The sequence below is a fragment of the Bartonella sp. CL266QHHD genome, from assembly GCF_042195355.1.
Classification (GTDB): domain Bacteria; phylum Pseudomonadota; class Alphaproteobacteria; order Rhizobiales; family Rhizobiaceae; genus Bartonella.
Window position 1 is genome coordinate 269,595 of the sequence record NZ_JBHIOD010000033.1, and the last position, 13,348, is coordinate 282,942.

Below are 13,348 nucleotides of genomic sequence, written 5' to 3' on the forward strand. Positions count from 1 at the left end.
AAGCTTAGAAGTTAAAAAAACCAATCACCACAAAAAAAATTTTACTTTCTTAGGAAATGTAAAAGAGCAAAACACATTAACCATAAAACCTAAAAACACAACTTCTCTATCTTTTCAGTCAGGTACTAAATTTTTGAATACGTTTAGAAAAACCAATTTTAGGGAACTTCATAGCGTTTAAATGTGTCTTTTTTGTGTTTATAGTTATTTCTTTCATTGGGGAGTTCATTATGAAAAAATTATATACAAAATTAGCAGGGAGCAATTTAAAATTTTCTCGTTTTCCTTTTATTAAAGTCCTATCCTTGACTTCAATAGCGGCACTTTTAGCCAGTATTTCCCCTGTTTTTTCGAATGATCTTGATTCAGGAGAAGAAATTTCTGCAAACATAAGGAACACTACTGGGATATATCCACAAAGTGTTATCTCTGTTTACGATGAATCTAGAAGTAATTTAGGTTCTTTCAATGGATCAAAAAATAATTATATAAGAACGTTGAATACAGCACTGACATCACAAGTTAATGCTTTAAGCGGCTACAAAAATTTAACCCTTACTGGGGTAGGTGATGATAATTCTATTGCGAATACTTTAAAAATCGATGGCAATAAGTTATCAAAAAACACATTAATTTCAGAAGACCAATATAAGAACTTTATCGTCGATCCACAGTTTTTTATGGACAGTAGCTCTGTAACTCGATCTTTCACTCAAAGTGGACAGGATACAGTGACTATTGATGCATCTGATTTCTCGCGAAAAGATCCCATTGCAAGCATGACACGTAGTGGAGAAGTACAGAGTGATGTATCGGAAAGTAATGTCATTTTTGGTGAAGGCGTTGATGCGAAGACCACGGACAGTGTTGTTATTGGTTATAAAGCGAAGGCGGTATTAGCTGAAGGAGACCAAAAGCTAGCGGCATCTGTTGTCATAGGTTCTAAATCGGAGATCCATAGAGGTGGATCCGTTGCTGTTGGTGCAGATATAGTGGCACTAAAGAATGATGCGGTTGCTGTTGGTCGTTTTGTACGGGTAGAGGAGGAGTCCGGTACAGCTTTAGGCTTTAAAACGCAGGTGAAGGTGGCAGGGGGGGTTGCTCTAGGAAGCGATTCTATATCCGATAGGGCTGCTGGTGAGTTTGGCTACACTCCTTTGTTGCAGGGTCCCGCAACAAAGAACGAGACACAATGGAAAAGTACGCGGGGCTCAGTTAGTGTTGGTGATTATAGTAAGGGTATAACCAGACAAATTACAGGCGTAGCAGCTGGTTCTAATGTTACCGATGCAGTGAACCTTAGACAGTTGCAGGACTTAGAACAAGTTGTAAGACAAAATGGTTGGAAATTCTCTGTTGGAGATAAAAATGCTACAACTGTTCTTATGGATAGCGCGGTAGATTTTTCCGCTGGAAGTAGCAACCTAAATATTACAAAGGGCGAAGATGACAATAAAGTAAAATTTGATTTAGCAAAGGACATCACACTGGAGAGCGTAAAGGCAGGTACAAATACCTTCGATGCCACGGGCTTAGTAGTTACTGATGGTCCGAAAATAACCACCGGTGGTATTGATGCTGGAAATAAAAAGGTAACGGGTGTTACATCTGGTGATCTTAGTGCAGATTCACAAGAGGCGGTAAATGGTAGTCAGTTGAATGTTGTAGCTACCCATATAGCTGGATATTTAGGCGGTGGTGTTAAATTTACGAATGGTCAATGGGATAATCCAGAGTTCAAAATTAAAACTTTAAATCCTGAGACGAATGAGATTGAAGAAGAAAGTTTTCCAAATGTAGCAAAAGCCTTTGAAGGTGTGGGTAAGTCTTATGTAAATCTTCACAATGAGATTAAAAAAGCTGCCGATGATAGTGTTTTTAAATGGCATGCCGAAACGGAGAGCATTACAATTGCTGCCAGTGAGGGAAAAGGTGGGCAAGAAAGTATTGCTATAGGTAAGCTTTCAAGTGCAACTGCCGATAATGGTATTGCATTAGGTGGTTCTGCAAATGTATCTGGTGAAAATAGTATCGCATTAGGTGGTTTTGCAAATGCATCTGGTGAAAATAGTATTGCATTAGGTGGACTTTCAGCTGCAACAGCTAAAAATAGTATGGCATTAGGATCAAATGTACAAGTACTTCCTGAGGGTGGTGTTGCTGTGGGTTATAAATCTGTTTCTCGTAACTCGGTGTCCACAGTTGGCTATGATCCTTCCATAGGGAGCCAGTCAACGGATGATGGTGTGATATGGAAGAGCACTCAAGGAGCTTTTAGTATTGGTGATACTCCGAATAAGATAACACGACAGCTTACAGGTGTGGCAGCGGGTTATGCAGACACTGATGCCGTCAACATTGCGCAGCTGAAAAAATTAAGGGAATTTGTAGCACAAGGGTGGACACTTTCTCTTAATGATAAGGTTGTTTCAAGCTTTCAGCCGGGTGATATATTAAATTTGGTTTCTGGAAGCAAAAACTTTGAGATTAAAAATAGTGATACAACAGACAGTAAAGACAAAAAAATAACATTTGATTTGGCACAAGATGTCACATTGAACAGTGTAAAATTAAAAGACGTCACTTTAGATAAAACGGGCTTAACTATTGAAAATGGCCCCAAAGTAATAGCGGATGGTATTGATGCTGCAGGTAAAAAAATAACAGGTCTTGCGGGTGGAGATCTTAGCACAAATTCGACAGATGCCGTTAATGGTGGTCAGCTTCATACAATTACTGGGGATTTATCAAAAATTTTAGGAGGAGATGTATCCTTTGATGGAAAAAACTTTAAAGTACCAGGGTATAAATTATCGAGTATTGATAAAAAAGGTGAAGTAACAGATAAATCTCATACCGATGTTGGTTCTGCCTTTAAAGGACTTGATGATAATATCAAGAATGTGAATGCTCGTATAAAGGAATTTGAAAATGACCTCTCTTCGAATAGTTTAAATTGGGATGGCAGTGTAGGTGATGATGGTGCCTACAATGCTGCTCATGGTGAGAAGGATGCGAGCAAGATTGTTAATGTCGCTGATGGTAAGGTAGAGAAAGATTCGCACGAAACTATAACAGGTTCCCAGCTTTATGCACTGGGCAACAAAGTTGCAGAATATTTTGGCGGCGATGCTACGTATGAGAATGGCGTATTGAACAAACCAACCTTCAAACTCAAAGTTTTCAACTTAGAGAGCAATGAAATTGAAGTTGAAGAAAAAACCTACAATAATGTAGCGGAAGCCTTTGACGGAATTGATAAGAATTTCCAGAGTGTGAATAAGAATGTGCAGAACATCGTTAATGATTTTAATGACAAAGTCACGAATATCAAAGAATCTGTCCAAGGCGATGCTCTGTTGTGGGATGGTAAAGAACAATCCTTTGTAGCCAAGCATGGGGAAAAAGATGGAGAAAAGGAAAACAGCAAGATCACATCACTTGCCGCTGGTTCTATAATATCAGCTTCGAGTGATGCGATTAATGGCGATCAGCTTCATGCAATCACTGAGGATTTATCAAAAATTTTAGGTGGAGATGTATCCTTTGATGGCAAAAACTTTAAAGTACCAGAGTATAAATTATCGAATATTGATGAAAAAGGTGTTGTAACAGATAAACCGCATACCGATGTTGGTTCTGCCTTTAAAGGACTTGATGACAATATCAAGAATGTGAATGCTCGCATTAAGGAAGTCTCAGAAGGAGTTGCACAAGATTCTTTATCTTGGAGCGATGCTGACAAAGCTTTTGTTGCCCTGCATGGGGAAGGTGATGACAGAAAGGCAAGTAAAATCACATCGCTTGCTGTAGGAGATATTACGAAAGAATCGATGGATGCCGTAAATGGTTCTCAACTTTATTCACTGGGCGATAAGGTTGCAAAATATTTTTCTGATGACGCTGAATATAAGGATGGGGAATTGAAAGTTCCTGATTTTAAGCTCAAAATTATCAATGATGATGGCACTGAAGCTGAATCAAGCTATAAGAATGTATCAGATGCATTTTCAGGTGTGGGTAAACTTTTCACAAAGGTTCAAACTGCGATCAGCGATGTAATCAGTAATTTGCTTGTTACGAAAAATGAAGATGTTATCAACATTGGTAAAGGAGTAGAAGGTAGTGAAATCAATATCGCAAACAAGAGTGGTAAGGATCGAACCCTTTCTGGTGTGAAGGCAGCAGAAAAAGCCAATGAAGCTGTGAACAAAGAACAATTTGATAAAGGTTTGAAGGATCTTTCTGATACCCTTCTGTCTGATAGTTCTTCTGTTGTTCTTTACGATAAAACAACAGATAATCAAACTGATTATACAAATGTAACTTTTGGGAAAGGGAAGGATGCTACACCTGTTGCGCTCCATAATGTAGCCGCCGGATCGATTGCGGAAAACTCAACGGATGTTATCAATGGAGGACAGGTTCACATTCTTTCAATGGATATAGCAAAATTGTTGGGTGGAGATGCTGAATTTAAGGGTGGTGCTTTTAAAGGGCCAACTTATAATTTATCCAGTATTGATAAAGGTGGCGAAGTAACAGATAAACCGCATACCGATGTTGGTTCTGCCTTTAAAGGACTTGATGACAATATCAAGAATGTGAACGCTCGCATTAAGGAGGTCTCAGAGGGAGTTGCACAAGATTCTTTATCTTGGAGCGATGGTGACAAAGCTTTTGTCGCTCTGCATGGGAAAGGTGATGACAGAAAAGCAAGCAAGATCACATCACTTGCGGCTGGCTCTATAGTATCAGGCTCGAGTGATGCGGTTAATGGCGGACAGATTTATGATCTGAATCAGTCGCTAGCAAAGTATTTTGGTGGTGATGCTAAGTATGATGGTGATGGCTGGGCGCTTCCAGGTTTCAAGATAATGACTTTCCAAGAAGATGGAAGCTTTGAAGAGGAGAATTATGATAGCATTGCAGCCGCGTTTGCCGGTGTAAATAAGGTTTTCAAGAATCTTCATAATGAGATTTCAGACAACATTGAGCAAAATGCGTTGTTGTGGAGTGATGATGCAGGTGCGTTTGTAGCACAGCATGAGAAAGAAGGTAACAAGGAAAACAGCAAGATCACGTTCCTTGCGAAAGGAAAGATATCAGAAGATTCGACGGATGCGATTAATGGTGGTCAGATTTATACACTTCAACAGACATTTGCCTCATATTTTGGTGGAGGAGCTGGTTATGATAAGGAAGGAAACTGGCAAGGACCAAAATTCACTGTTCAGGTCTTTAATAAGGATGGTACGAAAGGTGATAAAGAGGAGCGTAATAATGTCTCTGAAGCATTTGATGTTGTTAATGACAGCATGAGCACTATCAATGATCGTATAAAAGAAGTTGAAAAGGGTACCTCTTCGAATAGTCTGAATTGGAATGAAGAAAAAGGAAGCTATGATGCATCTCATGTTGATGCTCAGGGTGTTAAGAGTCCAAGTAAGATTATCAATGTAGAGGATGGCAAGGTAGACAGAGATTCAAAAGAAGCTGTGAATGGAGGACAGCTTTGGGAAACTCAGCAGATGATTACAGATCAGGTCAAGGATATTGAAAATAAAGTTACGGAGGGATCTGTACAATACGATAAAGATGAAAAAACGGGCAAAAAGGCCAATAAAGTTAGCTTAGTTGGTGGAGATGACAGTTCTCCAGTATTAATAGCCAATGTAGCCGATGGAAAGATTGAAAAGGATTCGAAAGAAGCGGTTAATGGCGGTCAATTAAAAGATAAGATGGATTTTGTGCTTGAAAGTGCCAATAAGTATACGGATGAGAAAGTTTCTCATCTTGTAAAAGATGGAGTTAGTGAGGCTAATTCGTATACGGATATGAAGTTTTCGACATTAAGTTATGCTGTTGAGGATGTTCGAAAAGAGGCAAGACAAGCAGCAGCTGTTGGTTTAGCAGTAGCTGGTTTACGCTATAGTGATATTCCTGGAAAATTAACAATCGCATTTGGTAGTGGTTTATGGCGTAGTCAATCTGCTTTTGCTTTTGGTGCAGGTTATACTTCAGAGAACGGTGATATTGGTTCCAACTTGTCAATTACCACTTCTGGAGGTCACTGGGGTATAAGTACAGGGGTTAATGTGATACTCAACTAATAAACGACTAAATCCATAAAATTGATTTGCCTTTTTCTTATTTAAGAAAAGGGCAAATTTTTTACTTTCTTCCAGAACTCTCTAAAGCTATTCTAAATGTATAAAACTCCCGTAATTATATAAAATCCGAATATAAAAAGCTTATTACAACTTTTGTTGAGAATAAAAGAGCTTAGTGGTAAAGATTCAAAAAATTGATTGCTATTATTTTGATTTATTAAAATGCTTCAAGCAATGTAAATACGAATATACCCTTTATTAAAAGAAGACAGTTTTAGCTTTTATTTTCGTATAGTTTTAAACGTATGCTTTATAATGCAACGATCTACAGGATATGCAATGTACTCCAAACACAAGTATTGCTTTAGGGTAGTGGAGCGCAAACGGAAAAAGAATGGAGCGTTGCTGTAGGCAATATGGCTCATGCTTTAGAGAAAAGCAGTGTCGCAGTAGGTGGTGAATATAATAAGAAGAGCGAACACGGGGAAAATGATTATACTCTTTCGAAGAGTGATTATTCAACAGTAGTAGGAGCTGTTTCTAAAGCTTTAGAATATGGTTCGATTGCTCTTGGTCACTCCGTGCATATGCATTTGCTCAATAAGCTATTTCTATGGGCTTCTATTCAAAAGCAAAAGGGGGTGGAAGTATCGCTTTAGGTTCCTATTCTAAAGAAAGTGATGGTTGATGGGAGAGCTATCGGGAACAACTCTGTGTCTGGTAGAGCTGCTGGCGTTTTGGGGATACGTCTGTTCTGCAAGGACTGGCTAAAAACACCTAATCTCAATGGAAAAGTACGAAAGTTTCAGTAAGTATTGGTGTTCCTAGTAAGAACATAACGCGACAAATTATAGGCGTAGCAGCTGATAGCAAATCTGCCGATGCAGTGAACCTGAGACAGTTGCAAGATTTAGAAGAAGTCGTAAGAAAAAAAGGGTGGAAACTGTCTATTTCTGGTGAGGCAGCTAAAGATATGGGTGCTAGATAGTGCAATGAATTTTTCACAACTGAAGGGAATAAAAGAACAAGTAGCAGTGAGTATTTTTGTAAAACAGGATACAGCAACGAGACACATTACCATTAGTAAGGATATAGATGGGGCATTTTAGTAAAAAGCTTTCATAAATCCTCTAATGAAATAAAAAATCTTATTTACGAAAAATAAACTGATGCCTAGCGGATGATCAATAGGCACAACAAAAATTATACCTCTTTCAAAGAGATCAAAGCTAAAAACGACACACAACCTTTGGTAGAAAAATGAAATCTATTCTAATATTAAGTATTTTTTTACCTTCCTCAAATTGATTTTCACGAACCTTCCCCTAATTACCCTTCTAAAGACGCTGTAGAAACAACAGCTTATGTCTTAATTTTATTTATGACCTAAAACACGCTGTAAAAGCAGGAACACGCAAAGGAAATAAGAAAGCTTTAGAGTTCTAGAGCATACCTTTTTTGTGTTTTTAATCTATTATTATGAAGGGGGTATTATGAAAAAATTATATACTACACAAAATCTGCGTGATTTGAGTTTTTCTCGTTCACATCATCGATCATCATTGTTTAAAGTAGCTTCGTTAGGAACTGCGGTGGCATTGTTTTTATCGAATGCTTCTCCTGTTTTTTCAGCAAATCTCGATTTAACAAAAGCATCTCTTGAAAATGTGAAGAATGCTGCCGTGGTTTATCCGCAAAGTACTCTTTCTGCTTATAATGATTATACAAGTGGTATGGGGGGGGATAATTCTACCATAAATGTTTTAACAGTCGACGGAAGGTCTGTATGGAAAGATGCGCAAAATATCTTTACAGTGGGTGGCGCTGTTATTTTAGATCCAGAGGAATATACGGAAAAGGGGAAAAGTGTAGCTATAGACTCTACAGCGCACGCTTTAGGACTAGGTAATATCGCGATAGATGCCGGATATAATAACCAAGATGATAATAGAGATGCATTCGTAAATGCTTATTCTTTACGAGTGAGGGCTGATGGTGATGAAACTGTTGCTATAGGGTCTGGGCCTGAAACGCGGGCGTATGGAAAGGTTATTCTTGGGGACGGTTCTGGGACTGTCTCAGGTTTTGGCATGGCCGGTTATGATCCTTTCACTAAAGGTTTATCAGGTGATGATAGTCATGTATGGGTAGGTAATGCAGGTATAGCGACTATTGGTAATGATAAAGAGAAGATGGCGCGCCAGCTTGAGGGGGTGGCAGCTGGTACTTATAATACTGATGCTGTGAATGTTGCGCAGTTAAAATCATTACAAAAATACGTAGATCAAGGTTGGAGTTTGTCTGTTGGGGGTGAAAATGCTAAAGCCGTTGGTATAAAAGATACTGTAGATTTGTCAGCGGCAAGTGGCAACCTTACGATTATAAAAGGTGAGGAAGACAATAATGTAAAATTTGATCTAGCTGAGAATATTAAAGTGGAACGAGTTACCGCTGGAAGAAGCTCTATAAGTGATGATGGCATTCTGTTTGCTAATGGGGCTGGTATAACTGTGGATGGTATTGATGCTGGTAATAAAAAGATTACAGGAGTGGCAGCTGGGGAAGAACCTGAGGATGCAGTGAATTTTGCGCAGTTAGGGAAGATTGAGAATACAGTTGAAGGTGTAACTCATAATATATCACAATATTTTGGTGGTGGAGCGGATGTATTTAACGGTAAGGCGCCCAGTTACACTATTCAGGGCAAACCACATAATGGTTTTGAATCTACTTTTAATGCTGTTGATACTTCTATCACGAATATACAAAATCAGATTGCGAATGTGGCAAAAAACAGCCTCGTTAAGCAGGAGGAAAATGAAAGTGCTATCACCATTGGTGAGTCAACAGGTGGCACTGAAATCAATGTTGCAAACAAATCTGGTGAAAATAGGATAATTTCCGGTGTGAAGGCAGCTGTAAATGCTAATGACGCTGTTAATAAAGAACAACTGGATGGGCGTATAGCAGATATTAGTAACAGTATTAATAACATTGAAGAGGGAAGTGCTTTTGCAGTTCTCTACGATAAAAAAGCAGATGGAGCCGTTAATTATAATAGTGTGTCTTTAGGTGGTGATAAGACTACAGCACCGGTTGCTCTCCGTAATGTTAAAGATGGGAAAATTATTGAAAATTCGCATGATGCAATCAATGGTAGTCAGCTTTGGAAGACGAATGATCGTGTTGCAGGTGCTGAAAAGGATATTATCCATATTAACGATAAGGTTACTAACATATCAGCTACGGTTACTGATCTTGGTGAAGAGGTGTTCAATATTCAGAAAGTGGGTGCTTTTGCAGTTCTCTACGATAAAAAAGCAGATGGAGCCGTTAATTATAATAGTGTGTCTTTAGGTGGTGATAAGACTACAGCACCGGTTGCTCTCCGTAATGTTAAAGATGGGAAAATTATTGAAAATTCGCATGATGCAATCAATGGTAGTCAGCTTTGGAAGACGAATGATCGTGTTGCAGGTGCTGAAAAGGATATTATCCATATTAACGATAAGGTTACTAACATATCAGCTACGGTTACTGATCTTGGTGAAGAGGTGTTCAATATTCAGAAAGTGGGTGCTTTTGCAGTTCTCTACGATAAAAAAGCAGATGGAGCCGTTAATTATAATAGTGTGTCTTTAGGTGGTGATAAGACTACAGCACCGGTTGCTCTCCGTAATGTTAAAGATGGGAAAATTATTGAAAATTCGCATGATGCAATCAATGGTAGTCAGCTTTGGAAGACGAATGATCGTGTTGCAGGTGCTGAAAAGGATATTATCCATATTAACGATAAGGTTACTAACATATCAGCTACGGTTACTGATCTTGGTGAAGAGGTGTTCAATATTCAGAAAGTGGGTGCTTTTGCAGTTCTCTACGATAAAAAAGCAGATGGAGCCGTTAATTATAATAGTGTGTCTTTAGGTGGTGATAAGACTACGGCACCGGTTGCTCTCCATAATGTTAAAGATGGCATGATTGCGCAAGGATCGCATGATGCAATTAATGGTAGCCAGATTGAAAAAATATCCCGAGATGTAGCAGTCATTTTTGGTGGTGATGCGGAATTTAGCGAAGGTATTTTGTTTGGTCCGCACTATCATTTATCGCAAATTTCTGAAGATGGTGTAGCAATAACTAAGGACCATAATAATGTTGGTGATGCTTTGACAGGGCTTGATGACAATATCAACAATGTGAATAGCCGCTTAACACATGTAGCCAATGAGTTTACTCAGAAAATTGATGGTGTCTCTAAAGATTCTCTGTTGTGGAGTAATAATGAGCAGGCATTTGTAGCACAGCATGGAGCAGACAAAGAAAATAGCAAAATTAAATTTCTTGCCAATGGAGACATTTCTGCTAATTCAACCGATGCGGTAAATGGTTCACAACTTTTTGTTACTAATCAGAATGTTACCACTGTTACGAATAATCTAGCAAAAATTTCTCAAAATACATCTCAATATTTTGGTGGTGGTGCAGATGTATCTAACGGTAAGGCTCCCACTTACACTATTCAGGGTAAGCCACACAATGGTTTTGAATCTACTTTTAATGCTGTTGATGCTTCTATCACGAATATTCAAAATCAGATTACAAATGCGACAAAAAACAGCCTCGTTAAACAAGAAGAGAATGAAGGTACTATCACCATAGGTAAGGCAACAGGTGGTATAGAAATCAATGTTGCAAATAATGCAGGCAACGATAGGACGATTTCTGGTGTGAAGGCAGCTGTAAATGCTAATGAAGCTGTTAACAAAGCCCAGCTTGATAAAAGTATAGAGATGATTTCTAATGATATTAATCTCACAAGTGCTGCTGCAGTTCTCTACGATAAAGAAAACGGTGCCATTAATTATGGTAGCGTAACTTTAGGTGGGGTAGATAACCAAGACCCTGTTGCTCTTCATAATGTTAAAGATGGCATAATTGCGCAAGGATCGCATGATGCAATCAATGGGAACCAAATTAATAAAATATCTGGAGATATAGCAAATTATTTTGGTGGTGGTGCGTCATTCAAGAATGGTACCTTTAAAGGACCAAAATATAGTTTATCTGTTATTGATACAGATGGTCAGATGGCAAAAGCCAACTATTATGACGTTGGGTCAGCTTTGACAGGTCTTGATGCAAATGTGAAGAGTGTGAATACGCATCTGACGAATGTGGTAAACGATGTTAATGAAAAAATCACGAATATTACTCAAGAAGTTAAAGGGGACGCCTTGTTGTGGAACGGTGATGAGCAGGCAATTGTAGCACAGCTTTGAGAGGGAAGAACCAATAGCAAAATTAAGTTTCTTGCCAATGGAGACATTTCTGCTAATTCAACCGATGCGGTAAATGGTTCACAACTTTTTGTTACTAATCAGAATGTTACCACTGTTACGAATAATCTAGAAAAAATTTCTCAAAATACATCTCAATATTTTGGTGGTGGTGCAGATGTATCTAACGGTAAGTCTCCCACTTACACTATTCAGGGTAAGCCACATAATGGTTTTGAATCTACTTTTAATGCTGTTGATGCTTCTATCACGAATATTCAAAATCAGATTACGAATGCGACAAAAAATAGCCTCGTTAAGCAGGAAGAGAATGAAGGTGCTATCACCATTGGTGAGTCAACAGGTGGTATAGAAATCAATGTTGCAAACGAATCTGGTGATGCTCGTACAATTTCCGGTGTAAAAGCTGCAGAGTGGAGTGATGAAGCTGTTAACAAAGCCCAGCTTGATAAAAGTATAGAGATGATTTCTAATGATATTAATCTCACAAGAGCTGCTGCAGTTCTCTACGATAAAGAAAATGGTGCCATTAATTATGGTAGCGTAACTTTAGGTGGGGTAGATAACCAAGACCCTGTTGCTCTCCATAATGTTAAAGATGGCATAATTGCGCAAGGATCGCATGATGCAATCAATGGGAATCAAATTAATAAAATATCTGGAGATATAGCAAATTATTTTGGTGGTGATGCCTCATTCGAAAATGGTGCCTTTAAAGGACCAAAATATAGTTTATCTGTTATTGTTGAAGATGGTCAGGTGGCAAAAGCCAATTATCATGATGTTGGCTCAGCTTTGACAGGTCTTGATGCAAATGTGAAGAGTGTGAATACGCATCTGACGAATGTGGTAAACGATGTCAATGAAAAAATCACGAATATTACTCAAGAAGTTAAAGGGGACGCCTTGTTGTGGAACGGTGATGAGCAGGCATTTGTAGCACAGCATGGAGAGGGAAGAACCAATAGCAAAATTAAGTTTCTTGCCAATGGAGATATTACTGAAAATTCAACCGATGCTATAAATGGTTCGCAACTTTATCTTATGAGCAACCAATTGGCTGCGTATTTTGGTGGTGGCGCTGGCTATAATAATGGAGAATGGACTGCTCCTACTTTCAAGATAGCACAATTCAAGGCTGACGGTAGCTCTGGTGAAAAGAAGAATTATCATAACGTTGCCAGTGCTTTTGACGGCGTGAGTGAGAGTATGTCTAAGATAAACGACCGCATTCAAAATGTTGAAAACAATGTCTCGTCCAATGGTTTAAATTGGAATGAGCAGAAAAAAGCTTATGACGCTAGCCATGATGGTCAACCAAGTAAGATTATCAATGTAGCAGATGGTAAAATTGTAGAAGGGTCAAAAGATGCAGTCAATGGCGGACAGCTTTGGGAGACCAACGAACGTATCACTGGCGTTGAAAAAGATATTAAGCATATTGAAAACAGAGTCGACAATATTTCCACTACGGTTACGAATATTGGTGAAACGGTTTTCAATATTGAAGACAGAGTTGATAATATTGAGAACACGGTTAATAATCTTTCTGATGGCGCAGTTAACTATGATAAAGATGGAGAAGGAAACAAAACCAATAGGATCACTTTAGAGGGTGGAGATTCCAGTGAACCTGTTTTAATTGATAATGTTGCGGATGGCCGTATTGAGAAGGACTCGAAAGAAGCTGTGAATGGTGGTCAACTGCATGATTACACTCAGCAACAGATGAAAATTGTTCTCGATGATGCAAAAAAATATACGGATAGTCGGGTGGATAATATTGTTATTAATGCCATTGATGATGCTGTTGATCGGTCTGACCGATATACAGATATGAAGTTTAATATTTTAAGTTATGATATTAAGAGCGTACGGAAAGAGGCAAGGCAAGCAGCCGCCGTTGGTTTAGCAGTATCCAACCTACGTTACTTC

Annotated in this window: 1 protein-coding gene and 3 pseudogenes; all 4 read left to right on the forward strand. The window is 38.6% G+C overall.

The genetic code is table 11. The features are described from left to right. Positions 1–230 precede the first annotated feature (230 nt). Entirely contained in the window at positions 231–6,113 is a 5,883-nt protein-coding gene (locus ACFIK7_RS03725; RefSeq protein ID WP_375662954.1) for a YadA-like family protein, read from the forward strand. Positions 6,114–6,514: 401 nt separating this feature from the next. Further along, a pseudogene (locus tag ACFIK7_RS03730) lies at positions 6,515–6,772 on the forward strand (hypothetical protein); the annotation flags it as partial. A gap of 1,533 nt (positions 6,773–8,305) precedes the next feature. Next, positions 8,306–9,328, forward strand: a pseudogene (locus ACFIK7_RS09830) (hypothetical protein); the annotation flags it as partial. A 171-nt stretch (positions 9,329–9,499) separates the two neighbouring features. Then, positions 9,500–13,348 (forward strand): annotated as a pseudogene (locus tag ACFIK7_RS03740) (hypothetical protein); the annotation flags it as partial.